We start from the raw sequence: 26,358 nt of genomic DNA, 5'->3' as shown, positions 1-26,358 counted from the left end.
AAAGGAGTTTTATTTTTAAAGGCTCATCGCTAAAGCTCTACGGAACCCCCAGACTATCTGGGGGTTTTCTCATACAACAAGAAGAATGTGGTTTATATTATCACATTCTTCTTGTTTTTACTTGTATCAAATTGATTTAAAAAATACTTTATGTATTTTTCTTTTGACTTTTTCTGATATGCAATACCATATTCGATAGGATTTTGTTCCTCAATAGGACTTATCTTAACATCTTTAATATTTTCTGGAATACAATGTTCTGGAAGAATTGCTACTCCATAACCACTTTTAGCAAGTAAAATGCTTGCTTGGTCATTTTCACATACAATATTAAAATTGTCTTGTGAATGAAGAGCAATTTTAGCCTGCAAAACATTTCCGTGCTGAAATGGTATAAATTTAGGATTTAGAGTGATTAAGCAATAAGATTTTAAATCCTCAAACGAAAGACAATCTTTTACAGAAAGGTCTGATTGAGCAGAAAAGATTGCATAACTTTTTATATCTTTAACCTTTTTAAAAGAACAATCCATGTCTTTAAGCATTTCTTTTGTAGCAAGCATTATATCTAAGTGCTTACTATCGAACATCGTTTTTAGTCTAAAATAATCTTCTACATAAATCATAGGGTATGTGTTGGGATATTCTTTTTGCATATCTTTTAGTACATAGTGAATATTGTCTAGTTCAGCATAACTTGAACAACCAATTCTCAAAAATGACAAATTGCGTGTTGAAGCTTTCACAATCTTTTTTTGTGACAAATCAATTTTATTAAGTATATCCTTGGCGTCGCTATAAAATAAAGCACCTGTTTCTGTTAATTGCACCATTTTGGAAGTCCTATGAAATAATTTAGTGCCGAGTTCTTCTTCTAGGCTTTTTATATGATGAGTAACAGTTGGTGTGGACAAATATAATTCCTCTGCGGCTTTTGTAAAATTAAGTTTATCTGCCACACAAGTAAAACATTCTAACTGTTGCGTATTCATGACATAACCCTCCTTAATCACAGTATAATAAAAATCTAAGTATATTTCAATACATCGTTAGATTTTTTCTAACGATATTGCTTTTTTTGAAATTCTCAATCGATTAGTATGGTGCTAAACTAATATTGCTTTGAAAGCAAATGAATTTATTATTCTGAGAAAGGAGCAGGTAATTTGAATGATAGTAGTGAGTTTTATATTGATACATACAACTTATTTATTTCTTTAAATCAAAAAGTTGATGCAATCATGGACAGCTTAGACCTTGATTTGTCATTTGGTCAATATATACTTTTGAAAATCGTATTTATTCAAGGCAAAAACAAAGTGAGTCAAAAAGATTTATTTCATTCATGTTGTTTATGTAAAGCTACAATTAGTCAACATCTAAAAAGTTTATCTATAAAAGGATTTATAATTCATTATCCTTTGGATACTGATAATCGTTGCAAAGAGATAATCTTGACTCAAAAAACAAAAGATTGTATCCAAAAGATTGATAAAGCTATGTCTGATTTACTGCTAGAAAAGATGACTTCTAATGAAATAAGTCATTACACTCACACATTAAAACAAATTAAAAAAATCATGGAGGAAACAAATAATGTTAAAGAAACTAATGCGTTCTATTAGAGAATACAAATTTGCTTCTATTTTAACGCCAATACTGGTAATTATAGAAGTAGTCTTAGAAATACTCATACCTCTCATTATGGCAAAAATGATTGATATGGGGATAAGTGGAAATGATGAAGCCACTCTAATCAAGCTAGGCACTATCTTGATTATAAGCGTTTTTCTTGGATTGTTTTTTGGTATTTTGTCTGGGAGTTGTTGTGCTGTTGCTTCAGCAGGGTTTGCCCAAAATTTAAGAAAAGACTTATATTATAAAATCCAACAATACTCTTTCGCAAATATTGATAAATTTTCAACTTCAAGTATTGTCACGAGATTAACCACTGATGTCACGAACGTCCAGAATGCTTATATGATGATAATTCGTGTAGCAGTAAGAGCACCTCTAATGCTTATATTTTCATTGATTGCATGTTTTATGATAAATAAATAACTGTCGGTCATGTTTTTAGTGGCTATACCCATTTTAGGGATTGGTCTATATATTATAGTAAACCGTTCACACCCATATTTTGAAAAAGTATTTCATATTTACGACGATTTAAATGGTGTGGTACAAGAAAATTTAACAGGAATTAGAGTTGTAAAATCCTTTATTCGAGAGAAATTTGAAATCAAAAAATTCAATCATGTTTCTGATAAAATATTTAAAACCTTTTCAAAAGCGGAAGGTATCGTAGCTTATAATATGCCTCTTATGCAGTTTGCGGTTTATATTTGCCTACTATTATTATGTTGGTTTGGAGCAAAAATGATAGTTCTTACTGGCGCAACAACAATGACAACTGGAGATTTAACCAGTTTAATTGCTTACGCTATGAATATATTAAATTGTTTAATGATGCTATCAATGGTTATGGTAATGATAAATATGGCAAGAGCTTCTACAGAACGTATTGTAGAATTATTTGATGAAGAAAGTTCTCTAACTAATGGAGAAAAACCTGTATATGAAATGAAAAACGGTAAAATAATTTTTAAAAATGTAAGTTTTAGTTATTTTGTAAATAAGGATAAAGAGTGTTTAAAAAACATATCTTTACATATTCCCAGTGGTTCTACTCTTGGAATAATTGGAGGTACAGGTAGTGGAAAAAGCTCTTTAGTTCAGCTAATACCTCGACTATATGATGTTACAGAGGGAGAAATAACCATTGGTGGTATTGATGTAAAAAAATATGATTTGTTTACATTGCGAAATGAAGTTGCTATGGTTCTCCAAAAGAATGAACTATTTTCTGGTACGATAAAAGAAAATCTCCGTTGGGGAAATAAAAATGCAAGTGATGATGAAATAATTCATGCTTGCAAATTAGCACAAGCTGACTCTTTTGTAGAAACATTTCCTAACCAATATGATACATATATTGAGCAAGGTGGAACGAATGTATCTGGGGGACAAAAACAACGTCTTTGTATTGCTAGAGCATTACTTAAAAAGCCTAAAATTTTAATTCTTGATGACTCAACCAGTGCGGTAGATACTAAAACAGACGCAATGATAAGAAAAGCATTTCGTGAAGAAATTCCAGACACAACGAAAATCATTATTGCACAGCGCATTTCTTCTGTGGAGGACGCTGACCACATTATAGTAATGGATCAAGGGAAAATAAATGGTTACGGTACACATGAGGAATTATTAAAAAATAATGAGATTTATAAAGAAATTTACGCTTCACAGACGAAAGGAGATAATAATTGATGAAAAGTAAAAAAAATGTTCTGCAAGTTTGGAAACGACTCTTATCATATATTGCAGGAAAACATAAGGCTCTATTTAGTGTTGTTGTAGTTTGTATACTTCTAAGTTCTTGCACAGTTGTGGTAAGTTCATTATTTTTAGAAATACTGATTGACGACTATATCACACCGTTATTATTGGAAAATACACCTTCATTTACACCACTATTGCATACAATTATTTTAATGGGATGTATTTACATAATAGGTGTGTTGGCAACGTATTTATACAATCGTTTTATGGTGAAAATCTCACAGGGAACATTAAAAGAAATAAGGGATGATATGTTTTCTCATATGCAAGAATTACCTATTAGATATTTTGATACTCATACACATGGAGATATAATGAGCCACTACACGAATGATACAGATACACTTAGGCAATTTATCTCACAGGCTTTACCACAATTTATATCCGCTATTGTAACTGTTATAGTAATTTTAATTTCAATGTTTGTTAGCAATGTTCTTTTAACTATATTAGTCATTGCGGTAACGGTTTTAATGGGATTTGTTACAAATAAAGTTGGTGGGGCTAGCGCTAAATATTTTATTAAACAACAAGAAACTTTAGGAAATGTAACAGGTTATATAGAAGAAATGATAAATGGGCAAAAAGTTATTAAAGTATTCTGTCATGAAGAAGAAGCAAAGAAGCAATTTGATGAAAGAAATAAAATATTATGTGCTGACTCAACTCAAGCAAATAAATATGGAAATATTTTAATGCCTACAATTATGCAATTAGGAAATTTGCAATATATACTAATTGCTTTAGTAGGAGGTTATATGGCTTTACATGGAATAGGGGCTATAACAGTTGGAATGATTGTTGCATTTTTAAATCTTTCAAAAACATTCTGTATGCCTGTTTCTCAGATTGCTCAACAAATTAGCATGATGGCTATGGCTCTGGCAGGAGCTGAACGTATTTTTGAATTGATTGATGAAGAAGCAGAACAAGACACTGGATATGTAACGCTTACTCATGTTAAAAATAAGAACAATGAGTTTATAGAAACAACGGATAAAGATGGCGTTTGGGCATGGAAACATCCTCATCATGATGGGACTTTAACTTATACACCATTAAAAGGAGAAATTGAATTTTGTAATGTTGATTTTGGATATGATGATAAAAAATTAGTTCTCCATAATATTATCTTAAATGCAACTTCTGGACAAAAAATTGCTTTTGTAGGTGCGACAGGAGCTGGAAAAACTACGATTACTAACCTAATAAATCGTTTTTACGATTTGGCGGATGGAAAAATTCGATATGACGGTATAAATATCAATAAGATTAAAAAAGAAGATTTAAGACATTCTCTGGGAATAGTATTACAAGATGTAAACTTGTTTACAGGAACAATTATGGATAATATAAGATATGGTAATTTACAAGCTACTGACGAAGAATGCATTGAGGCGTCAAAGTTGTCTAATGCTCATAACTTCATATCCAGATTGCCAGACGGTTATCAGACATTTCTGACACAGAATGGAGCTACTCTATCACAAGGACAAAGACAATTAATTTCTATTGCACGAGCAGCTGTTGCCAATCCCCCTGTCATGATACTAGATGAAGCAACATCTTCCATAGATACAAGGACAGAAAAATTGGTACAACAAGGCATGGACAATCTGATGAATGGACGAACAGTGTTCGTTATTGCTCATCGTTTATCAACTGTTAGAAATTCTGACTCTATTATAGTTTTAGAGCAAGGAAAAATTATTGAACGTGGTACTCATGATGAATTGATAGAGCAGAAAGGTGTATATTATAGCCTTTATACAGGAGCATTTGAATTGTCATAACATACAAAACTATAAAAGGAGGTAAAGAAATGGGAAGATATTAGTTATTGAATTTAGCGAAAGTGAAGAATTTATTTTAAAGCAAACTGTTGAATGGTTGTCTTCAAAATTATCTGTAACTCCTACTATACAAACTACTGCACAGTTATTTAAAATTAATCCTTATACCAGAGAGTTTACTAATCATTTAGGAAACAGTGTATATTTGACAGCCAAAGAATTTGACTTACTCTATTTTCTCTTTTGCCACAAAGGGCAGGTATTTACGAAAGACCAACTATATGAAAATGTCTGGGGCTTTCACAACGCACCAGAGGGAAACAATCTCACATCATTCATACGGAAACTAAGAAAGAAGATAGAGCCGTCCCCAGACAATCCGCAGTACATACTAACTGTCTGGGGTGTTGGCTATAAATTCAACGAAGAAAAACCGTAGCTGTAATTCACATTCATGTGATCTACAAGCTACGGTTTTGCATATTTATCATAACGTCATATCAAAGCTCTTTCGTAAGTGGTAAATTAGTGGTAAACTGGACTTCAATAACTTAAGTTATTGCTGATAAATCCAATGTTTAAGCGATAATTGGCATTGATGTTTTAAGTTTATTGTAAAAAATTTACGGTCATAATGGCAATACCGAGAACTGTTAAAACAACACCGGTAGCACGATTTAAGGTAATCGGTTTTGCCTTATTGGCAAATTTAGCAGCCACTCTTGCCCATAACAAGGTAGATAAGATACAAAACAACATTGCCCACCAGTCTGGTGCTCCTCCAATAGTAAAATGTGAAACAGCCCCGGTAAAGGCAGTGAAGGTCATGATGAAGACACTGGTTCCAACAGCTGTCTTTAATTCATATCCTAAAACACTTGTTAGAATTAACAGCATCATCATACCGCCACCGGCACCGATGAAACCACAGATAAAGCCAATCAAAATGCCACACAGTACCGATTGCACAAAGCGTTTTTTGGGATCTATATCTCCCATTGATTCTTTTGTCGTCATCACCGGTCGCACAATAAATTTAATACCTAATAAAAACGTCATAAAGACCGAGAAACCGCCCATAGCTGTATTCGGCACTAAAGAAGATATCCAACTGCCCACCATTGTGAAGATTAATACCGTCACCATCATAACCAAGCCGTTTTTAATATCCAAATTCTTATTTTTACCATACGTGTAGGCACTGACAGCACTTGCTAATACATCACTGGATAAGGCGATGCCAACTGCCTCATATGCCGGCATGCCTAAAAATGTAATCAGCATGGGACTGATGACTGCTGCAGCACTCATTCCTGCAAATCCCGTACCAAGACCGGCACCAATACCGGCTATAAAACAAACGATAAACTTCATCAGCATGTTTCTTCTTCCTCCTTTAAAGCTGCTTTTACATTTTCATTCATCCGCCGAAAAGTGTCTTTCATCCTCTTTAACTCTTCTTCGCTAAAGTTCTTTAACAAACGCTTTTGAAACCGTTCCTGTGCTTTTCGACCATCGGCAATCACTTTATCAGCCTTTGCTAACATATGCAAATATATCGTCTTATGATTGCCTTCTTGATAATATTTTTCAATATATCCCTGTTCCTCTAAAAATTTTAAGGATGTTGAAACATGTGATTTCGTTAATTTACGACGTTGGACGATATCCGTCGCATTTTGACATTGTGGATGATTGGCCAGGAATAATAAAATATCGACATCCATTTTATGTAGGTCATAACGTTTGCAAACATTATGCAATTCCTTCTCATACAACCGTTTCCATAAATCAAGAATCTCTAAAAATTCCAACATGTAACCTCACCTCTTTGTTCTATTTAGAACTATATGATACCATGGTTAGCTTTTTTGTCAAGCTATAAATTCATCAGATAAACTATACGTGTGTATCTGCATATACTTTTTCGTAGATTCTTCTTTTTGACAAAGAAAAAATCCTATTCATGGATAACACCCATAAATAGGACAATTATTAGATTCTCATTGCGAAAAATACAGTGCACCTTTATCCTAATCTCTTACTTATGCCATCTTTTCATGATCCGCTATACATAAAGGCAATGTGAACCAGAACGTCGTGCCTTGACCTCGTTTACTAATTACCCCGTATTCAGCCTTATGTAATTCTAAAATTGCTTTCACGATACTAAGACCTAATCCGCTTCCTATTTTAGAGCGAACATGTGTTTTATCCACTTTATAATAACGTTCCCAGATATAAGGCAGCTGTTCTTTTTCAATCCCATCACCATGATCCATCACTTCAATGCGTACTCGATCTTTTTCAATGAGCTGACGGACATATATCTTATGATCATCTCCACAATAATTAATGGCATTGTTTATCAGATTATATATCACCTGATTAATTTTAATGATATCTGCTTTAACAAAAACCGGTTTATCATACTGAAACTGAATTGTAAAATCTTTATTTGTCAGCAGTTTATCATATCGGGCGATAATATGTTCAATTTCTTCTGTTATATTAAAGCTACTGCTATTAATTTCTTGAGCACCGGCTTGTAACTTAGATAAATCCAACATATCATTTACTAAATTGGTCAGCCTTTTCGTTTCGTCAATGATAATCTGCACATTTTCTGCTGTATTTTCACCAGGAATATCTCGCATAACTTCACCATAACCACTAATCATTGTCAGCGGCGTTCGCAAATCATGACTCATATTTGCGATTAATTCCCTGCGCAAGCTTTCAACCTTTGACAGCTCTTTCGCCGCATAATTCAAGGTGTTGCTGAGCTCTTCGATTTCCAGATAGCCTTTCCCCTTAAATGCTACATCATATCGTCCTTTCGCAAGTATCTTGGCGCCATCATTGATTTCAATAATCGGCGTAGCTATTTTACGAGATAAATACATCGCTAAAAGCGACGCGATTAGAATGAGAATTACGGCAATGATAAGAAACTGTGTCTGAATCGTTTCGATGGTGGCATTCACTGGTGTCAGCTGTGCATTGACCACAATGGTTTTTATACTTTTATCTGCCTGCATGACTACACTGATATATGTCATCATTTGGGCATTTTTATTAGATGGTAATAGCTTTCGAAGCTTTTTCTCATCATAAGGTGTATTTAAGATACTATGATAGCGATCCGTTAGTTCTACTTCTTCTTTGAAATTAAAATCCTCTTTATTCGCAGATTCTTCTAATAAAGTAGAAGCAGTACCATCATGTTCCTTCGCCTCTTTTTGTAGCTTAGCAATGATATCCATGTGCTTTTTCATGCTAAACTCGGTGATGCCACAGCGAGGATCTCCTTTTCCACTACTGGAATATAACGGTGTTTCATTTTCATTCTCATAAACAATGACACAGAATTCATTTTCTTTGATAATCGCATCAATTTCATCCTTATAATTCTCATTATTTATTACCTGATTGATATCACTTGCGGCATCTTTTACGGAACGTGATTTGATCAACACATAAAATTTTTCTAAGAAAAAAACCTGAAAAAGCCACAGTACCAAAATGATGATGGCAATAAAGACTAGTAAACTGCCGAAAATTTTCCATTTGATACTGGTATCTTTTCTATTGTTTGCCTTCAAAACGATAACCTACCCCACGTAAGGTAACGATTGTAGAACTATAAATTCCCAGGCTTTTTCTTAATAATTTAATATGTGTATCTAACGTGCGATCGTCACCGTAAAAATCATATCCCCATACATCATGAATCAGCTGTTCTCTTGTTAAGGCAATGCCTTCATTACGCACCATGTAAAACAGCAGAACATATTCCTTAGGCGACATTTCGCTTTCTTTTTCATTTATGAATACCTTTCTGGCTGTAAAATCAATACGTAAGCCTTCATATTCATACACATCCTTATGTTTTTTATCCTCTTCTCCATGAACTCTTTTTAAAATCGCATTGACGCGCATCATCAGCTCTTTCGGTGAAAAAGGTTTAACGACATAATCATCAATCCCTGTTTCAAAACCATGAATACGATCATACTCTTCTCCACGCGCGGAAAGCATAATAACCGGAGTAGAAGCCTCTTCACGTATCTTTTTCACTGCTGAAAACCCATCAAGATTAGGCATCATGATATCCATGATAATCAAATCAAACTGATCTTTTCGACATTTCTCAATCGCGTCCATGCCATCCACTGCCTCAGCAATTTCATATCCTTCAAATTCCCCATATTTCCGAATGATGTTACGTATTTGCGCTTCATCATCAACGACCAACAGCTTGCTCATGTTATCACCTCTATGTTCATTATAACGTGTTTTTGACGTTGCTGTGTGAATGTTTCATGAATTTCTTACGTTATACAAGTGATAATGAAAGCAAAGGATCATGGATCCTATTCCTCCATAAAATACCAATAAGTCAGTTTCTCAGAAGTTTTCATACCGGCTTTCTTTTGCAGCTGTAAGCTGATGATATTGTCTTCAACAATTTCGCCATAAGGAATACGTCCCTTTAACATTTGTGATTGTACTGCCCGTTGTAATAATGCGGTTGCAATACCTTTTCTTTGATATTCTTGCTTTACTTCTAATAGACCAATACTTTCTTCTTCATGCACACCAATAAAGCCACAAAGGATTTCTTTATCAAAGACAGCAAACATGTCATCATTTAGACATTCTTTTATATATTCCACTGTTGCCAAAGAAGGCATGGAGTGCTTATATAAAGCAATAATTTCTGGTATATATGCTTCTGTCAGCGTTTGCATGGTAAAACCATGAGGAAGTTTTACTTGCGGTAATGTTTTTTCGATATAAGCACTGTGATAACAACGTAGTTCACAGGTGATATGGTATTGTTGTTGAATAAAACGATCGGTATACATATCATGTGCCACCAAAATAGCAAAAGAGGAAGGAAGATGTGCTACAACAGCTTTTGCACTTGCTTCATTCTCGGCAGCACAATATAACATATGTGATTTCGGACTCTCTATTAATAATCCATGGCTATCTTCATAATAAATCTTACCTTTCTTTCGGCGACATTCTAACATATCGGCATATAAGATACGATCTTCAAGCTTCATGCATCTAACCTCCTTTTTCCTATGAAATTAAAATCATAGTTCTTTTATACTATCTTTTGATATAGAATATGACATCATTTTATTTACCTGTTTTCTGAATAGTACTTTCCTTAATCGATTGGCACACTATAACGAATAAAAAAGTGTCTTCTCACTTAAGCTTCCTACTCAAGAATAGATAAATTAGAAGTAAATCATCATATCGTTTTTGAAATGATGGTAACCCTTTTTTATCTAAGGTGAGTATGGACTTCGCTTCGTGATAAGACACGCATTCCTTTAGCTTAAGCCATGGAACTCTTTATATAAATCGTTCTTAGAAAGACCTCTTTCTTTCGCGACTCTTTTTATCGCTTCATTGGTCGTTAAACCACCATCAATATATGTTTTAATCTGATCGTGGACCAAAGGCATTGCCTGATCTTCACCGGGGTCTTTTTCTTCTTTGCTGCCTTCGATAATGACAACCATTTCCCCTTTTAATTCCTCAACAACCTCCAGCAATTCCTCAATCGTGCCACGTAAGAATTCTTCATGCTTCTTCGTTAATTCTCTTGCCAGACACATTTGACGATTCCCCAACACCTCTTTACAGCTTTCCAGCATTTTACGAATACGATGGGGAGCTTCATAAAAAACAAGGGTGAAAGGATAATACTTCAAATCATGCAGTTCCCGAATACGTTCTTTTTCGGATGCCTTCAAAAAGCCGTAAAACAAGAAATGCTGTGTATCTAAGCCACTGCATACCAAAGCATTTAACATAGCATTGCTGCCGGAAACAGGAATAACACTGTAGCCTGCTTCAATCACCATCTTACATACGATACTGCCAGGATCAGAGATCAAAGGATAACCTGCATCTGAAACAATTGCAATGGAATTCCCCTGATTTAGCAAATCCACTAACCCCTTAGCACTTTGCAGTTCATTATGCTGATGATGAGAAAGCAGTCTGGTCTTAATACCAAAATGTGTCAATAGTTTCATCGTATTGCGGGTATCCTCAGCTGCTATGACATCAACGCTTGCTAAGATAGAAATGGCTCTTGGTGTCATTTCTTCAAGATTTCCGATAGGCGTAGCCACCAAATATAATGCCGGTTTCTTTTGTTCAAAGCTTTTTTGTCTGTTCATGTTTGTCACCTACCGATCAGAAAAATCAATGTCCGGCCAAAGTTCTTGGAAGGATAAAAATTGTACATCTTCCTTATTTTCAATTTTTACCTGTTGTAGTAAAACATTCATACTGGTAATACGATAACGACTGCCTTTATATTCTATCTGGCTGTTCATTTTAGGCAGCCCTTCTCTTAATTTTTTATATTGTCCATCTTCATATTTTAAACAGCACATCAATTTTCCACATTGGCCGCTTAATTTCTGAATATTCAATGCCAATAACTGATTTTTTGCCATATTGATAGATACAACATCAAAATCATTAAGAAACCGTGAGCAACAAGTTTCCATACCGCACATACCCAAACCACCGATAATTTTTGATTTATTACGAGGTCCGATCTGTCGCAATTCAATACGGCATTTGAAAATACTAGCTAGATCCTTTAATAATTCACGGAAATCTACGCGTTCATCGGCTACATAAACAAAAATGATCTTACTGCAATCTAACGTATATTCAGCTTCAATTAAATTCATATCCAAGCCTAACTTAGCAATACATTCATTGCAGATTTCCATCGCTTTTTTTGCCTTTTCTGCGTTGATTTCTACTTGTTTTAAGTCTTTCTCCGTAGCTTTACGCAAAATTGGTTTAATTTCCATACCGTTTGGTATGAACGTCTCTGTTTCCTTTACGATCTTTCCTAATTCCTGTCCGCGAATCGTTTCAACGACAACATCATCACCAACATGGTAGTTATTATCGTTACATCCAAAAGAATAGACCTTCTTTGATTCTGAAAAAGATACAAAGGCCAAATATTTATATGTACGATTTACATGTTCTCCATGTTCTTTGCGATGATTATCATAATGATTTTGATTGTGTGCTTCTTTTTTATCCTGTCGTGCATCATTGTTCTTATGATTGTCATGATACGTGTTTCGCCCGTTTTGTTTATGCTCATTTTTTGCGTTATTCGTTTTATTTTGTGTATTCTGATTCATCGTGTCACCTCTTTCATTTCATATAACAATTGATCTATCAGCATCTGCAGATTTACAGAGCGTAAAAGCATATCCTTTCCACGCATCAATATCTGCATAATTTTTATGATATCCATATCTTTCTGCTGCATGGTTTCCAGCTGTTTTTTATACCACATATCTTGACATGCACTTTCTTTTTTCATGCATTCCTTAAAAAACAGCAGCAACATATCTAATACATATTGCAAAGCCTGTTTCCCATATTTTTTTTGTTTTGCCGGGAAACCCTCCAACTGCAAGAACAATAAGGCTTGATAGCAAGATTTCTGATACCGTTCCAACATTCCTTTAAATACATATACAGCATGTTGGTAATCTTCACTTTCTACCGCCTCAAGAATACTTTGTTTCTGATGCAAGATATGAGATAACAAATAGGCATCTAATTCTGCTATTTCTGCTCTGACCTCTTGATAGCAACTAAAAAATCCCGGTGCTGTAAAAGGTATATTCTGACAGCGTGAAATGATGGTTGGCAGCACTCGATCCATTTGTTCAACAATCAAGATTGCTGTCATATCATTCGTTGGCTCTTCCAAGAATTTCAATAGAGAGTTTAACGCATCTGGAGTGGCATTTTCTGCATGATCAAGAATATAAATTTTCTTACCGGTTGTTTCTAAACCGGTTTTATTAAATTCCTTCTGCAGTTTTACGATATCTTCTTTTTTAATCGAAGTCGTTGTCCCATCAATATATTTTAAATCCGCAAATTCATTTGCCGCTATACGTTTACAGGTATCACAGCACTCACATGCAAAACCATGCGTAGAACATACCAAACTTTGTGCAAGCAGATAAGCTGCCTCTTTCTTCATTGTCCCAGCAGGCCCGGAAAACATATAGGCATGCGCAAGCTTATCAAGTTCGAGTGCATGCTTTAAGGTTGTATAAACAACCGGCTGTTGTTCTTTTAATAGTTCCTTAATCATGAGCGTTTATAATCTCCAACAGACACTCTATCGTTGCCTTTAACACATCCTCAATGGATTTGGTCGCATCTATCACATGCATGCGTTCATGAAACATTTCCCGTATGGTATCATAGCCTTCTGAAACCATCTGATGAAATTTCATACTTTCATTGTCCAGACGATCCTTTTCTCCTCTTGTTTCAATACGGGAAAGTCCTGTATGCAAATCAACATGAAGAAATATAGTGGCATCTGGCAAATGTCCTTCTATCGCAAATTCATTAATTTTATACACTTCTTCGATACCTATTCCACGGGCAATTCCTTGATATACCAATGAACTGTCCACAAATCGGTCGCAGAGTACAATTTGATGTTTTGCCAAGGCTGGCAGAACTTTTTCTACCAGATGTTGTCTGCGGCTAGCGGCATATAATAATGCCTCACAACGCGCATCCATGGCTGTATTTTTAGGATCAAGTATCACATGACGGATTTGTTCAGCAATATCAATCCCTCCCGGTTCTCTTGTATAAACGACCGGATACCCCATATCCATTAACTTTTCATAAGCCATCTTTGATATTGTAGTCTTTCCACTGCCATCATTTCCTTCAAATGTAATAAATAATCCTTTTTTCATCATTAAAACACTCCTTAACCAATCTTCTTTATTATAGCATATTCGCTATATCTATGCATGAAATTTCATGGATTCGCAACACCAAAGAAGAAACTTGCTAATTAAAAAAACATAATATACCTTACATATAGATCCCATATAAAAGTTTTAATTAAGGAAGGAACCTTATGTATCGCATAAATGGTTTATTCAGCAGTAAAAAAAGTGCCGTATTTCTTTTTTAAACAAGAGAAAAACTGCATAATCTGTATAACTCTGCATACGCTATGTATAGGGAAAATCTTTTCCCTTTCATATACAGGTATGTCACATACCACGTTGAGGATAGCAACCGCTATCCTTTTCGTTTGTTAAATGCTATAATTACTACGTAATCAGAGGTGAGATTCATGGATAAAAAGAAATTATCAGCAATTCAAAGAGATTTGCCAAAAGATGTGGTCTTAATTGCTGTCAGCAAGACACATACAAAAGAAGAGATTGATGAAGCTTATGCGAGTGGATGTCGGATATTTGGTGAGAATAAAGTTCAGGAAATTAAGGAAAAATATGATCCTAACTACCATTGGCATATGATTGGCCATTTACAGCGCAATAAAGTAAAAGATGTTGTGCCTTTGGTAGATATGATTCAAAGCCTGGATAGTCTGCGTTTAGCTGAAGAAATTGAAAAACAGTGTGCGAAGATTGAAAAGGTGATGCCTGTCTTAGTCGAAGTCAATATAGCAAGAGAAGCAAATAAGACTGGTATATTATTAGAAGAATGCTTATCCTTCGTAAAACAATGCATGAGCTTTCCTCATTTGGATGTGCAAGGTTTAATGTGTGTTGGTCCTATGAATGGTACTACTGCCGATATAGAAGCTTGTTTTGAAAAAATGCAAGTTTTATATCATACATTGCAAAATGAATATGGTGCAGAGCGCATCCGTTATTTATCAATGGGAATGAGTCAAGACTATGCCTTGGCATTAAAACATGGTTCTAATATGATACGTTTAGGTACGATCATCTTCGGACAGCGTAATTATAACAAATAAGGCAAGTGTCGAAAAAACGCAAAACACCGCGAAACAACTAAAAAACCGTCGAATATATTACGCCAGTTAGCTATTTATAATAAATAGTTTCATAAATATATTGCATTTCTGGTGAATTATTTTTACAATAGTATTGCTGGTATACCAGCACTATCCTATATGTCATAGACAAAGACCATTAACCTTGACATAGGGGGGGAAGGGAACCATTACGTTCCCTTTTTTTATATTGGTCGCTATATATTTATATCTGCTTTCTTTGCCTGGCGCATAAGCTCACGAACACTCAGATGATAGTATTTCCCATCCTTTCTGAAATTGGTAGAACATTGCCGAAATTCAAAATGTGTCTGTGTTTCCAAGCACTGTTTTCGGATATCTAAGACCCAGTCATAATCCATAACACGTCCTTGAACATCCGATTCACCACCAACAACTACCAGTTCTACATTTTGCAAATAAGGTTTTATTTTTATCGGCGATAATAATGGCTGACAGATGATATTGCGATGCACAATCGGCAAGGCAGTAAATATGGGCAGGCGAATATCTGCCTGTTTCTGATTTTCAATGGTGCATCCGATAATAACATTGGGATAACCTTCCTGCCAATCCTTAGGAAGACAATTAGCTAAACGTTCGATGCGTTTTGTTAAAAAAAGGAAAGTCAAATCTTGACGTTCTTTCATCATGTTCCAACATTCCCATCGCCATTCGTCACAATCTTCTAAAAGAAAATCAGAACGAAAACAAACATATACCAATTGATTGGATTTCATCTTATATTCACCATTCTTTTTCTTTTCAATCGGTGCGTAAAAACGTTTTGTCTTTACAATCTCATTCGTATCGATACCACGTTTTGCATCTCCTTTATGTATATAACAATGCTTACACCCTTCACTATAGCGATGACAGCCACGCCATGGATCCCATATTGTCATATGACCACCTCTTTTCTTCATCATTATAACATAAAGAAAACCAGACCTAAGTGATTTGTACCCTTCATACTGAATGATTCAGAATGCCAGGTACATATCAAAATAGCCTGGTTACTTTTTTAATAGTTGTTTTATGGCATAAGAAGCAATTGCTAAACCGGCAGCGGATGGTACAAAAGGCGAACTGGCCGGTGGCATCTTTTGTTTACGCGTAATTCCATCTTCATAAATCACCTTTGTCTGCACGGTAGGCTGCTCACTTGACCATACCACCGGAATCTTTCCTTTGATATGATGTTTCCTTACCAAACTGCGCATAATCTTTGCAACCGGATCATAACTTGTCTTCATCAGATCACAAATGGTCACACACGTAGGATCCATGCGATTGGCCATTCCCATGCTAGAGATAAAAGGAATGTTATGTTGCAGACAATATTGTATCAAAGCCAGTTTTGAAGACATGGTATCAATTGCATCAACCACAAAATCGACAGGTTCTTTAAACACTTCCTCATTTTTTGTTGCATTATAGAAAAGATCCTGTGTGATAACCTCACAATCGTTGCGATAGCTTTCAATACGCTTTTTCATCACCTTCGTTTTAGATTGACCGATGGTCGCAAAAGTTGCATGTATTTGACGATTCAGATTACTTGGCGCAACCGTATCTCCATCTACCAGTATCAATTTGCCTATTCCACTTCGAGCGAGCGCTTCTGCAGCATAGGAACCGACACCGCCAACACCAACGATCAATACACTGGCCTGTTTCAATTTTATAATATTATCTTCACCAATCAACAGTTCCATACGTTGTAATGGTGTCTCTACTGGTGAAGCCATGACTCAACATCCTTCCTTAATTGTTCTTGATAAGAAGCATCTGCTATATCATACCAATGCACCTTCATCTGATTGCGAAACCAAGTGTATTGACGTTTCGCAAAGTTACGTGAGTTTTTCTTGATTTGTTCTATGCAAGCTTCTTTTGGACACTGCTTTTCAAAATAAGCTTTCCATTCTTTATAGCCGATTCCCTGAAAACTTTGTAATTGCCAAACATTCTCATGTGTCGTTACTAATTCGTTGATTTCTTCAAACAATCCTTCTTCCATCATCTGATCGACACGTTGATTGATACGTTCATATAATGCATCTCTTTCCATTGTCAAACCAATGATGAAGGCATCATAGACCGGTTTATGATCTTGACAGGCAATGACCTCACTCTTTTTTATACCATCATGTGCCATACTTAATGCCCTGATTATACGTTGGCGATTATTATGATGAATGTTTTCACATGCCTTAGTATCAACGATTTTCAGCAAGCTCCATAATTCGTCATTACTTCGTTTTTTTAGATAGGTTAAAAATTCCGTATCCTCTTTCTGATCTAAAAACTGATAATCGTAGATAACAGATTTCACATACAAACCGGTACCTCCTACAATCATCGCAAGTTTCTTTTTCGCATTGATTGCATGTATATAGTCTCTCGCCTTTTGCTGAAAAATCTTCACATTATATTCTTCATCAAAATGATATTCATCTACAAGATAATGTGGGATTCCCTGTTTTTCATCCTCTTTGATTTTCGCTGTTCCTATGCTCATTTCCTGATAAATCTGCATAGAATCGCCACTGATGATTTCTCCATCATATTGCTTAGCCAGCTGAATGCTTAAGTTTGTCTTCCCTACACCGGTCGGTCCGACGATTACTAATACCTTTTCCATAATCAACCTCTTTCAAAGTCATGAATCAAATCTTTTTCTTCCATACATATCAATGTCGGTCTTCCATGTGGACAATGGAATGGTTGTTCACATTTGCCCAAATCTTCTATGACACGGTTCATTTCTTCCATTGTCAGACTGCGATTAAATCGAATGGAGCTATGACATGCCATCGTTGCGATAGCGTGCTTCCTTAGTTTTTCCAAACTTAACGCTTTATCTCTTTCCCAAATATCAATCATATCCTGTAAAAAAGCTGCTTCCTCAACATCCTTCATCCAAACAGGCAATTCACGACAGACAAGTGTCTTCTCTCCAAAGGATTCCAGATGAATACCAAGTTGTTCCATGACCTTATTCAGATCTTCTAACTGCATGATTGCAGATACACTTGCCTCAATTGTTATCGGCAACAACAAAGGTTGTGCATCATTTTGTCCGGCTAAGATGGACTCTCGAATTACTTCATAGTGGTAACGTTCCTGTGCCGCATGTTGATCAATAATGTATAACCCTTTTTCTCCTTCGGCAATGATATAGCAGTTATGGAATTGACCGATGACACGCAGTTGGGGAAGGCTTGGATTCCGTGGTTTTTTATGAATCAAATCGGATTGTTCCATTGTTTGTACTTGCTTTTTAGGTACTTCCAATTTGCTTGTTTCCATATGAGGATGAAATGCCTGCTCTACGTTTGCTGTAGATGGTGTAAGCATTTCTTGTTCCTTTTCTTGTTCCTTTTCTTCTTTTTTTACTTCATTCCCTGGCTGTTGTTTGATACCTACGTTATGTGTTTGCTTTTGTTTCGTATCGACGGCATCTCTTATTTTATAAATTGTTTCTGTTTCTTTTGTCTCTGTGATACATTCTCTTTTTATCGGTTGTGGATATTTGATATGCGCTTCTTCTTTTGACTTTTCTATATCCACCTTTAACTGTTCCATATTTAATGGTGGTACATCCTTAGGATTCGCAAAGCTTTCATTCACTTCATCATGAAGCTTTTTCACCTTATCATCACGTTCATATGTTAATTGCATTTCAGGCATTTCTACTTTAATTTTCTTTTCCCGATTTACATTGACCTTCGGTACTTGCAGATGTTCCTTTAATGCATTACTTATCGTTTCATACACTAGTTTTTCCAATTGTTTTTCTTTTGATAAGCGAATCTCCCATTTACTTGGATGCACATTCACATCGACTAATTGAGCATCCATTTCCATATTGATAATGGCAATAGGATAACGTTCTTTAGGAAGATAAGGCGCATACGCATCCATCACTGCTTTTTGTAAATGATAATTACGGATCATTCGCCCATTGATATACAATAACATATAATATTTGGTTGCTCGATTGAAATTAGGCTGCATGATAAAACCGCCAATATGATAATCCATATCATTGCCATCTAAAGCAATTGCTGTCTTTGCGCTATCTCTGCCATAAATCTGCATCAACACCTCAAGTAAGCTGCCATTCCCTCTTGTTTTAAATACCGTTCTTCCATCATGTGATAAAACAAAACCAATTTCTGGATGTGATAAAGCAAACTTCTGAACGACATCCGAGATCAAAGAAAATTCATATTGCGGACTTTTTAAATGCTTAAAACGTGCCGGTGTTTTTTGAAATAGGTTTTTTACCTCAATCATCGTTCCTTTTGGTGTACCACATGGTTTTGCACTTACTAACGTACCATAATTGATTTCCACTTCCGTAGCGTCTGTCCCATTGTTCGTTCGCAAGATCACATGAGATACAGAAGCGATAGAAGGCAGCGCCTCGCCACGAAATCCCATCGTATGTATATTCCATAAATCATTTACTTCTTTCAGTTTACTAGTCGCATGGCGTTCAAAAGCTAATGTGGCATCTTCCGCATCCATTCCGATACCGTCATCAATGATGGTAATCGTATCTATACCACCTTGTAAAATTTGTATTTCCACATGACTTGCGGATGCATCAATACAGTTTTCTACCAATTCTTTTACAATTCCCATAGGACGTTCTACAACTTCACCAGCCGCAATCATATTTGATAAATGTTCATCCAAGCGATTAATCTTTCCCATATATCCTCACCTCCTGTTTTCGATAAACGTATTGTTCTTTATTTCATCTTTTGTTTTAATTCATATAGCAGCTGCATAGCTTCTATCGGTGTCATCTTATTTAAATCTATTTTATCCAATTGTTCGATAATTTCTACATGTTTCGGATTTTCTTTTTCAATCACATGCGGTCCGACGATGTTTTGTATAGGATTATCATTCAATTCCAAATTATCAAGAATCTGTTGTGCACGATCCAACACACTACCTGGCAGATGTGCCAATCTGGCAACATTGATACCATACGATTTATCAGCTTTACCTTCTATGACGCGATACAAGAACGTCACCTTTTCATCCTCTTCATGAACATCGACATGAACGTTCAAAATACCCGGATTACGTTCTTCCATCTGTGTCAATTCATGATAATGTGTTGAGAATAAAGTCTTCGCTTTGATATTGCGTAAAATATATTCAATCATCGCCTGTGCCAATGCCATACCATCATAAGTAGAAGTACCGCGCCCTATCTCATCAAATAGAATTAATGAATTCGCACTTGCATGCTTTAAGGCATTATTGGCTTCCATCATTTCTACCATAAAGGTTGATTGTCCTGACATGATATCATCACTTGCCCCAATACGTGTGAAAATCTGATCAAAGATTGGCAATTCCGCTTTGCGCGCAGGCACGTAACAACCTATTTGTGCCATAATCACAAGTAAAGCCGTTTGCCGCATGTAGGTAGATTTACCGCCCATGTTCGGTCCTGTAATGATCATGATATCCTGATCCTCTTGCATCTTAAGATCATTAGAAACATAGCGTGTTGTTTTCATGATCTTATCCAAGATGGGATGTCGTGCCTCTTCCATATAAACCGTATGCTCTTTATGAAAATGAGGTCGGGTATAACCATTTTCACTTGAAATTTCTGCTAAGGCATACAACGCATCAATGGTACTTAACGCAATTGCTAAATCATGTAATTTAGGAAGATATACACGTATTTTGTCTAATAAATTTTCAAACAATTCATTTTCCAGGCGAATACTTCTTTCCTGTGCATGAACGATTGCATCTTCTTGTTCCTTCAATTCTTGTGTGATAAAACGTTCCGCATTTGCCAGTGTCTGTTTTCGCACATAACCAAATTCTTCTTTTATTTGTGAAAGATTCGTTTTCGTCACTTCGATATAATAGCCAAACACTCGATTATAGCCGATTTTCAATGATTTAACTCCGGTGCGCTCCCGCTCCTTATTTTCTAATGCTAAAATCCAATTCTTTCCATTCTTACCGATTTCTCTTACCTGATCAAGTTCTTCATGATAGCCCTCTACGAAGACACCTCCATCTTTTAATGTAACCGGTGGATTTTCCACGATAGCACCATCTATTACCTCATATAATTCCTGACAGACATCAATTGTTTGAAATTCGCTATAAGCATTACAATCTTTGAATAGATCAAAAATCATCGGAGCATGTTCCAGTGTTTTAATCAAACGTAAAATATCACGAGGATTGGCACTTCCATAAGCTACTCTTGCGCTTAATCGCTCCATATCATATACAAAGCTTAAATGTTCTTTCAGCTCATCTTTCGTAATAAAATTATCATTTAAATATTCAATAGCATCTAAACGTTTATTGATCATTTTCGTATCAACAAGTGGATACTCAATCCATTTTTTTAACAAGCGAGACCCCATAGAACTGCGACATTTATCTAAGAAGCTCCATAAAGTCAATGATTTAGAATTATTGCGAATACTTGCCGTTAATTCTAAGTTTTGCTTAGTATTGTAATCCATTTGTAAAAATTCATTTTCATAAACCTGTTCAACATGATTCAGATGAGCCATATTACGGCGTTGTGTTTCATCTAAATAATTCGTAAGTATACCAAATGCATGGCGTATTCGATCATCTTCAATATCACTGATAAGATGTTCATATGCTTCCTTGATGGCTGCATCTTGATAATAAGAAATTGTTATCCGATCCATATCTTCGATCATTTTTACAATTTTCTTATCGAACTTTTCTTCAATGACAATTTCTGCCACATTATTACCAAGCAGTACTTTCTGAATTGCCATCACCTGCTTATCAATCAACTGTGCGCGCATTTCTCCTGTCGTCATCTCACATAGAACGACCGCTAAGCCAAATTGATAATCATGCAATGACGCAATATAAACAGTTGCTTTTTCATCATTCACTTCATCCATGATCGTCCCAGGAGTAACAATTTTAAGAATATCACGTTTTACTAAGCCTTTTGCTGTAGCGGGATTTTCCATCTGTTCCACGATAGCAACTTTATACCCTTTTTGGATCAAGCGCTGAATGTAGCCATTCGCTGCATGATGCGGAATACCACACATTGGCACTCTTTCTTCCACACCGGCATTTTTGCCTGTTAACACAAGATCTAATTCCTGACTTGCTATTTTTGCATCGTCAAAAAACATTTCATAAAAATCACCTAAACGGTAAAAAATAATTTCATCCTTATGTTTCTCTTTTAACTCTAAATATTGTGTCATCATCGGTGTATAGGTATTCTTTTTTGTCATAAAATCAACTCCTGCTCTCGTTTCTATATTATATCAAAAATGAAGGTTGCTTGGTATAAGTATGCAGAAATCTTTTACATATCTTTCTTATATGAGAAGCATTACATTTTCCTTAATTTATTCAAATTTGTATGCCGTGCGCAACATAAGGAAGAAAAACCGTGCTATAATAGATACAAGCCTTTAATTAGGCATAGTAATAATGGAGTGATGCCAATGAAAGTAGGATTATCCAGGGCGAAGAGTCCGGATAAGTTTGATTTTGTTTTAATGGCTTATTTAATTGTCATGGCAATCACCAGCTTCGTTTCTATCTATTCTTCTTTCGGAATTGTTGGAGCCCAAGCTGGAATGGGGTATCTTACAAAACAGATCATGTGGTTTATGGCAGGTTTTATCGCCTTAGGTGTAATCATGTATTTAGGCAATGACAGTATGTTTCAATTCGCTAAGATTGCCTATTGGATATTAATGGTCTGTTTGATCATCTTATTTTTTGCCAGGATATTATACTCACTGACCGGCAGAGTGATTTCTATCATGCAGCCAACCAATGGTGCTATTTCATGGTTTTTCCTTCCTGGAACTTCCTTTCAGCCCAGTGAGTTTATGAAAATTGTATTGATCATCATTACCGCAGGTATTATTGATGAACATAACAAAGAAAAAGTAATTGATTCCTTTGAGATGGATGTTAAACTATTTATAGAAGTTGCAAAATGGGCTCTGCCACCTATGGTACTAATTCTATTACAGCCGGATACCGGAGTTGTTTTGATTATTGGTATCAGTCTATTGGCTATGCTATTATGTTCGGGAATACGCAAAGAATGGATATGGCTATTAGCCGGACTTATCATCATCTTTATTGCCGTCTTTGCTTATCTCTACATATTTCAATTTGATTTACTAACTAGTATGATGGGAGGAAGCTATAAAATGCGAAGGATCACTTCTTGGCTTGATCCTGAATCTAGCATCAATACGGATAGTTATCAACAATATATGGCCTTGTTAGCGTTAGGCAGTGCCGGTGTAAGCGGACATGGTATGCAACAGTTTCTAGTACCGATACCCGAAGCACAGACGGATTTCATCTTTGCTGTTATTGGTCAAAGCTGGGGATTGATTGGTGCAGTATTCATCTTAATACTATGTTTAGGACTTGATCTTCATTTATGTAAGATTGCCAGCATATCGAAGAATATGTTTGAAAAATATCTGATTTTAGGTGTTTTAGGAATGTTGCTATATCAGCAAGTGCAAAATATCGGAATGATCATTGGATTATTACCAATTACCGGTATTACCCTTCCTTTGATATCGTATGGCGGATCTAGCATGCTATCTTATTTGGTAGCCTTTGGAATCATTATGAATGCCAGTGCGAAAGCTAAAAAATTATCAGACTATGTATATGAATAAGAGGTTGTAATGATATTAGATAGATTTACGAAATGAAATCTTCTATACACTACAACCTCTTTTCTTACATACAGTCCCAATTATAAACAACGTTTGTAAAATCTTTATTTTTAAGATCTTGTTCAGAAATAAAGAAATTTGCGACACCAGAATCTCCCCACATAATATCTTCTACTGTATCTAATTGAAATAATAGGATATCGCAAGGATTGTCTTTCATATACTCTCTGGGATCATATTGTGTAAAACAAGGATATCCGCCTATTTGTGAAGCAAATGTTTCTAATCTATCACATAAGTTATCATATATGACATCATCTAAATCGAAAATAGTGTGTTGATCCTCTTTTAATAAATCTTGACATGACTGAGTAAAATAATCTTTAAAGCGATAATCATTTATGGTAATTGTCTGAAAATGTTCATGCGGTTGCAGACGGTATTCACAATCCAATGGAAAGGGTAACATTGTTTCTTTATGTGCTTTCGGTTGAAAGATACGATTGCTTACAGGCTGGTTTGGTATGGATTCATAATAGCGAATTGCCCATCTCTTTTGAGATCTTGGATCATCAAAATCACAGCCATAAAGATCATCATCACCACTTATAAAAATCTGTAAAAGCCCTGATGTTGGAAATCCTTCCGGTGCTTTAAACTGCGAAAAATTAATCTGCGCCAACAAATACAATGGACTCTTTTCTATTTGATCAATTGGAAGTGTCTCATGTTCAGGAATATAATATGCACCTCCGATTTTACAATCAAATAAAGCTGGTTTATCTTTTTCAAGAGTAAAGTAAGTAATCGGTTTTTGTGATGTGTTTTTTAAACGTTCATAAAACATTTCAACGGTTGCTTGTATTTTCTCTTGGTTTTCTACTCTTTCTTCATTTTTTGGTTTTGTTTCATTTTGTGTCTTTACCTCTTGTTTGGCAAATATTTTTTTAAGAAAACCCATAGTCTTTTCCTCCAGTTACTTTCATTCCGATGCTTCCTACTGCTTGCGAATTAATATAAGTTTTTTAATCGTTTTAAATAACTGTATGCACGATAACGAACAAATTGTACTTTAAGATCTGACATACTGCAAATAATTTCGTGTGTATCCGCTAATGATAAATTCAAATGATCATAACATAATACAGCAGTATCAAATGTCTCACTACGCATAGTGATGATGCGATTTTCCATCATAATGTAAGGTACCCCTAGTGAACGATGTTTGGAATGTTGAATTGGTGTAATTTCAGTCAATTGCATTAACGATATACCACTATCAATAACAGCACCTTTTAAGCTTCGATTATATGCAGTAGAGCCTGCCTGTGTACTTAAACATATCCCTGAACCACGGCATGTTTCAAAAAATTCTCCATCTATATAGATATCCAAAATTTGTGATTTCACGATATTTTCAACACGCATTTCATTTAAAGCATAGCGGGGTACAGGATCATTATCCATCTGTATTTTTAACAAATTGGAAGTGAAGATGGATGGCTTTTTGTGTAAAAGATCCTGAATGCATTCATCAATTTCCTCTCCTGTATAATCCGTAAAGAAACCCAATGTACCTGTATGGATACCGAGGAATTTTATTGTATTAATAATGGGAAGATATTTATGCACCCCATATAATAAAGTGCCATCTCCACCTATACAAATTACCAATTCAGGATTTTTTTTATCATATATCCATCCATGTTTATTTAATTGACTACACAAATATTGTTCTGTTTGAAATGATTTTTCATCTTTCTTTGCGACAGTTGCATAATTCATAAGAAATCACTTCCTTTCTTATTCATACTATTGTATTATAACATTTGGGTGATATAAGATGAATAACAATATTGAAAAAGAGTATAAAGTTCTCGTCACAAAGGAACAATTTTATAATTTATATCAAAATTTTGCTACACCACCATTTCATGAACAAGTAAATATTTATTATGACACTCAAGATTTAATGATTCGTAAACATAAAGGAGCAATGCGTATTCGTGATGTCAATGGTATGCATATTTTCACATTGAAGATGCAAAGTGAAGAAGGTTTATTAGAATTTGAGAAGCCAGTACCGAAAAATGCTATTACTAGTTTAGAAGATGAAGAAATTCAGGAACTATTACATCGCTATCAATTACAAGGTCCTTTTTTTAAGATAGCCGAACTTCATACGCAGCGAGCGGTTTATGAAAGTGAGTTTGCTGAGCTATGTTTTGATATCAGCACCTATCATGGAAAAACAGATTATGAAATTGAATATGAATATAAAAAGGAACATGATGGTCTTTCCATATTCCAAGACATCATGAAACAAATAAATGTCGTATATGAGAAAAATTGTATTTCAAAAATTCAAAGAGCAATCAACAGTTTATAATTTTTGATTGTTCAAAATGTAACTACTATGTTGCTATGAGAAATGCAATAGAAACAAAGATTCATTTAGAATAACCACGTTTTCTCCATTCTTGTTTGTGCCTTTAAGTTAGCTTATAGGAATGAGCATATTATAAAATCGTTAGCATCCATCTTTACCATT

Annotated in this window: 23 protein-coding genes and 1 pseudogene; 7 read left to right on the top strand and 17 right to left on the bottom strand. The window is 35.2% G+C overall.

Going from position 1 to position 26,358, the window contains the following annotated elements:
• Window positions 1-92 precede the first annotated feature (92 nt).
• Window positions 93-992 carry a LysR family transcriptional regulator gene (locus ACESSZ_RS07350; RefSeq protein WP_008690904.1) on the bottom strand — a complete coding sequence of 300 codons (900 nt, stop codon included), beginning with the start codon at window positions 990-992 and terminating at the stop codon, window positions 93-95.
• Window positions 993-1,166: 174 nt separating this feature from the next.
• On the opposite strand from ACESSZ_RS07350, the gene ACESSZ_RS07345 reads away from it, so the two are divergent.
• The 4 genes and pseudogenes from ACESSZ_RS07345 to ACESSZ_RS07330 all read left to right on the top strand — a co-directional run bounded on the left by ACESSZ_RS07345 (window position 1,167) and on the right by ACESSZ_RS07330 (window position 5,637).
• Window positions 1,167-1,625: a helix-turn-helix domain-containing protein gene (locus ACESSZ_RS07345; RefSeq protein ID WP_008690903.1), complete on the top strand. Its 459-nt coding sequence runs from the start codon at window positions 1,167-1,169 to the stop codon at window positions 1,623-1,625.
• A pseudogene (locus ACESSZ_RS07340) lies at window positions 1,597-3,333 on the top strand (ABC transporter ATP-binding protein). Before ACESSZ_RS07345 ends, ACESSZ_RS07340 begins: the two are co-directional and overlap by 29 nt.
• Window positions 3,333-5,198, top strand: a complete 1,866-nt coding sequence (locus ACESSZ_RS07335; RefSeq protein WP_008690888.1) for an ABC transporter ATP-binding protein — start codon at window positions 3,333-3,335, stop codon at window positions 5,196-5,198. Before ACESSZ_RS07340 ends, ACESSZ_RS07335 begins: the two are co-directional and overlap by 1 nt.
• A 97-nt stretch (window positions 5,199-5,295) precedes the next feature.
• Window positions 5,296-5,637 (top strand): winged helix-turn-helix domain-containing protein, encoded by a 342-nt coding sequence (locus ACESSZ_RS07330; RefSeq protein WP_226897110.1) that lies wholly within the window; start codon window positions 5,296-5,298, stop codon window positions 5,635-5,637.
• A gap of 170 nt (window positions 5,638-5,807) precedes the next feature.
• Here the strand turns inward: ACESSZ_RS07330 and ACESSZ_RS07325 are convergent, their stop codons facing one another.
• From ACESSZ_RS07325 to tmk, 9 genes are all read right to left on the bottom strand, one after another.
• On the bottom strand, window positions 5,808-6,578 hold the full coding sequence (locus tag ACESSZ_RS07325; RefSeq protein ID WP_008690887.1) for a sulfite exporter TauE/SafE family protein: 771 nt from the start codon (window positions 6,576-6,578) through the stop codon (window positions 5,808-5,810).
• Window positions 6,572-7,015, bottom strand: a complete 444-nt coding sequence (locus ACESSZ_RS07320; protein WP_008690886.1) for a MarR family winged helix-turn-helix transcriptional regulator — start codon at window positions 7,013-7,015, stop codon at window positions 6,572-6,574. The genes ACESSZ_RS07325 and ACESSZ_RS07320 overlap by 7 nt, the downstream gene beginning before the upstream one ends.
• A gap of 228 nt (window positions 7,016-7,243) precedes the next feature.
• Window positions 7,244-8,803 (bottom strand): HAMP domain-containing sensor histidine kinase, encoded by a 1,560-nt coding sequence (locus ACESSZ_RS07315; protein WP_008690885.1) that lies wholly within the window; start codon window positions 8,801-8,803, stop codon window positions 7,244-7,246.
• On the bottom strand, window positions 8,787-9,467 hold the full coding sequence (locus ACESSZ_RS07310; RefSeq protein ID WP_008690884.1) for a response regulator transcription factor: 681 nt from the start codon (window positions 9,465-9,467) through the stop codon (window positions 8,787-8,789). Before ACESSZ_RS07310 ends, ACESSZ_RS07315 begins: the two co-directional genes overlap by 17 nt.
• 107 nt (window positions 9,468-9,574) lie before the next feature.
• A complete protein-coding gene (locus tag ACESSZ_RS07305) occupies window positions 9,575-10,273 on the bottom strand; it encodes a GNAT family N-acetyltransferase (protein ID WP_008690882.1) in 699 nt (232 codons plus the stop codon).
• 279 nt (window positions 10,274-10,552) lie between these two features.
• The gene (gene rsmI, locus ACESSZ_RS07300) at window positions 10,553-11,410 is read right to left on the bottom strand and encodes a 16S rRNA (cytidine(1402)-2'-O)-methyltransferase (RefSeq protein WP_499842724.1); all 858 of its coding nucleotides are present in this window, start codon (window positions 11,408-11,410) and stop codon (window positions 10,553-10,555) included.
• 9 nt (window positions 11,411-11,419) lie between these two features.
• On the bottom strand, window positions 11,420-12,406 hold the full coding sequence (gene ricT, locus ACESSZ_RS07295; protein ID WP_008690880.1) for a regulatory iron-sulfur-containing complex subunit RicT: 987 nt from the start codon (window positions 12,404-12,406) through the stop codon (window positions 11,420-11,422).
• Window positions 12,403-13,380, bottom strand: coding sequence for a DNA polymerase III delta subunit-related protein (locus ACESSZ_RS07290; RefSeq protein ID WP_008690879.1), 978 nt, complete (start codon window positions 13,378-13,380; stop codon window positions 12,403-12,405). Before ACESSZ_RS07290 ends, ricT begins: the two co-directional genes overlap by 4 nt.
• Window positions 13,373-14,005 (bottom strand): dTMP kinase, encoded by a 633-nt coding sequence (tmk, locus tag ACESSZ_RS07285; RefSeq protein WP_008690878.1) that lies wholly within the window; start codon window positions 14,003-14,005, stop codon window positions 13,373-13,375. Before tmk ends, ACESSZ_RS07290 begins: the two co-directional genes overlap by 8 nt.
• Window positions 14,006-14,394: 389 nt before the next feature.
• Between tmk and ACESSZ_RS07280 the strand changes: the two genes are divergently transcribed.
• Window positions 14,395-15,045 carry a YggS family pyridoxal phosphate-dependent enzyme gene (locus ACESSZ_RS07280; RefSeq protein ID WP_008690201.1) on the top strand — a complete coding sequence of 217 codons (651 nt, stop codon included), beginning with the start codon at window positions 14,395-14,397 and terminating at the stop codon, window positions 15,043-15,045.
• A 236-nt stretch (window positions 15,046-15,281) separates the two neighbouring features.
• Here the strand turns inward: ACESSZ_RS07280 and ACESSZ_RS07275 are convergent, their stop codons facing one another.
• The 5 genes from ACESSZ_RS07275 to mutS all read right to left on the bottom strand — a co-directional run bounded on the left by ACESSZ_RS07275 (window position 15,282) and on the right by mutS (window position 22,382).
• On the bottom strand, window positions 15,282-15,989 hold the full coding sequence (locus ACESSZ_RS07275) for a DUF5131 family protein (RefSeq protein ID WP_008690203.1): 708 nt from the start codon (window positions 15,987-15,989) through the stop codon (window positions 15,282-15,284).
• 111 nt (window positions 15,990-16,100) lie between these two features.
• Window positions 16,101-16,835 (bottom strand): tRNA threonylcarbamoyladenosine dehydratase, encoded by a 735-nt coding sequence (locus ACESSZ_RS07270; protein WP_008690205.1) that lies wholly within the window; start codon window positions 16,833-16,835, stop codon window positions 16,101-16,103.
• Complete coding sequence (gene miaA / locus ACESSZ_RS07265; RefSeq protein WP_008690207.1) at window positions 16,820-17,731, bottom strand: tRNA (adenosine(37)-N6)-dimethylallyltransferase MiaA; 912 nt, start codon at window positions 17,729-17,731, stop codon at window positions 16,820-16,822. The genes ACESSZ_RS07270 and miaA overlap by 16 nt, the downstream gene beginning before the upstream one ends.
• Window positions 17,732-17,733: 2 nt before the next feature.
• Entirely contained in the window at window positions 17,734-19,812 is a 2,079-nt protein-coding gene (gene mutL, locus ACESSZ_RS07260; protein ID WP_008690210.1) for a DNA mismatch repair endonuclease MutL, read from the bottom strand.
• A gap of 38 nt (window positions 19,813-19,850) precedes the next feature.
• Window positions 19,851-22,382: a DNA mismatch repair protein MutS gene (mutS, locus tag ACESSZ_RS07255; RefSeq protein WP_119957547.1), complete on the bottom strand. Its 2,532-nt coding sequence runs from the start codon at window positions 22,380-22,382 to the stop codon at window positions 19,851-19,853.
• A 216-nt stretch (window positions 22,383-22,598) separates the two neighbouring features.
• Between mutS and ACESSZ_RS07250 the strand changes: the two genes are divergently transcribed.
• Window positions 22,599-23,807 (top strand): FtsW/RodA/SpoVE family cell cycle protein, encoded by a 1,209-nt coding sequence (locus ACESSZ_RS07250; RefSeq protein WP_008690215.1) that lies wholly within the window; start codon window positions 22,599-22,601, stop codon window positions 23,805-23,807.
• A 64-nt stretch (window positions 23,808-23,871) separates the two neighbouring features.
• Here the strand turns inward: ACESSZ_RS07250 and ACESSZ_RS07245 are convergent, their stop codons facing one another.
• Complete coding sequence (locus ACESSZ_RS07245; RefSeq protein WP_008690217.1) at window positions 23,872-24,768, bottom strand: YwqG family protein; 897 nt, start codon at window positions 24,766-24,768, stop codon at window positions 23,872-23,874.
• 50 nt (window positions 24,769-24,818) lie between these two features.
• A complete protein-coding gene (locus ACESSZ_RS07240; RefSeq protein ID WP_008690220.1) occupies window positions 24,819-25,592 on the bottom strand; it encodes an NAD kinase in 774 nt (257 codons plus the stop codon).
• Window positions 25,593-25,650: 58 nt separating this feature from the next.
• On the opposite strand from ACESSZ_RS07240, the gene ACESSZ_RS07235 reads away from it, so the two are divergent.
• Window positions 25,651-26,196, top strand: coding sequence for a CYTH domain-containing protein (locus ACESSZ_RS07235; protein ID WP_008690222.1), 546 nt, complete (start codon window positions 25,651-25,653; stop codon window positions 26,194-26,196).
• Window positions 26,197-26,358 lie beyond the last annotated feature (162 nt).

The organism is Eubacterium sp. 3_1_31 (assembly GCF_964249515.1).
Lineage (GTDB): Bacteria > Bacillota_I > Bacilli_A > Erysipelotrichales > Erysipelotrichaceae > Longicatena > Longicatena caecimuris.
The sequence above is the reverse complement of the archived record's forward strand: the minus strand, read 5'-3'. Positions and strand labels throughout refer to the sequence as shown.

Excerpts from the sequence above, each read along its gene's own strand:
- ACESSZ_RS07350 (WP_008690904.1), bottom strand. The coding sequence starts at position 992 with ATGAATACGCAACAGTTAGAATGTTTTACTTGTGTGGCAGATAAACTT.
- ACESSZ_RS07335 (WP_008690888.1), top strand. The coding sequence starts at position 3,333 with ATGAAAAGTAAAAAAAATGTTCTGCAAGTTTGGAAACGACTCTTATCA.
- ACESSZ_RS07325 (WP_008690887.1), bottom strand. The coding sequence starts at position 6,578 with ATGCTGATGAAGTTTATCGTTTGTTTTATAGCCGGTATTGGTGCCGGT.
- ACESSZ_RS07320 (WP_008690886.1), bottom strand. The coding sequence starts at position 7,015 with ATGTTGGAATTTTTAGAGATTCTTGATTTATGGAAACGGTTGTATGAG.
- ACESSZ_RS07310 (WP_008690884.1), bottom strand. The coding sequence starts at position 9,467 with ATGAGCAAGCTGTTGGTCGTTGATGATGAAGCGCAAATACGTAACATC.
- ACESSZ_RS07305 (WP_008690882.1), bottom strand. The coding sequence starts at position 10,273 with ATGAAGCTTGAAGATCGTATCTTATATGCCGATATGTTAGAATGTCGC.
- rsmI (WP_499842724.1), bottom strand. The coding sequence starts at position 11,410 with ATGAACAGACAAAAAAGCTTTGAACAAAAGAAACCGGCATTATATTTG.
- ricT (WP_008690880.1), bottom strand. The coding sequence starts at position 12,406 with ATGAATCAGAATACACAAAATAAAACGAATAACGCAAAAAATGAGCAT.
- ACESSZ_RS07290 (WP_008690879.1), bottom strand. The coding sequence starts at position 13,380 with ATGATTAAGGAACTATTAAAAGAACAACAGCCGGTTGTTTATACAACC.
- tmk (WP_008690878.1), bottom strand. The coding sequence starts at position 14,005 with ATGAAAAAAGGATTATTTATTACATTTGAAGGAAATGATGGCAGTGGA.
- ACESSZ_RS07280 (WP_008690201.1), top strand. The coding sequence starts at position 14,395 with ATGGATAAAAAGAAATTATCAGCAATTCAAAGAGATTTGCCAAAAGAT.
- ACESSZ_RS07275 (WP_008690203.1), bottom strand. The coding sequence starts at position 15,989 with ATGACAATATGGGATCCATGGCGTGGCTGTCATCGCTATAGTGAAGGG.
- ACESSZ_RS07270 (WP_008690205.1), bottom strand. The coding sequence starts at position 16,835 with ATGGCTTCACCAGTAGAGACACCATTACAACGTATGGAACTGTTGATT.
- miaA (WP_008690207.1), bottom strand. The coding sequence starts at position 17,731 with ATGGAAAAGGTATTAGTAATCGTCGGACCGACCGGTGTAGGGAAGACA.
- mutL (WP_008690210.1), bottom strand. The coding sequence starts at position 19,812 with ATGGGAAAGATTAATCGCTTGGATGAACATTTATCAAATATGATTGCG.
- mutS (WP_119957547.1), bottom strand. The coding sequence starts at position 22,382 with ATGACAAAAAAGAATACCTATACACCGATGATGACACAATATTTAGAG.
- ACESSZ_RS07250 (WP_008690215.1), top strand. The coding sequence starts at position 22,599 with ATGAAAGTAGGATTATCCAGGGCGAAGAGTCCGGATAAGTTTGATTTT.
- ACESSZ_RS07245 (WP_008690217.1), bottom strand. The coding sequence starts at position 24,768 with ATGGGTTTTCTTAAAAAAATATTTGCCAAACAAGAGGTAAAGACACAA.
- ACESSZ_RS07240 (WP_008690220.1), bottom strand. The coding sequence starts at position 25,592 with ATGAATTATGCAACTGTCGCAAAGAAAGATGAAAAATCATTTCAAACA.
- ACESSZ_RS07235 (WP_008690222.1), top strand. The coding sequence starts at position 25,651 with ATGAATAACAATATTGAAAAAGAGTATAAAGTTCTCGTCACAAAGGAA.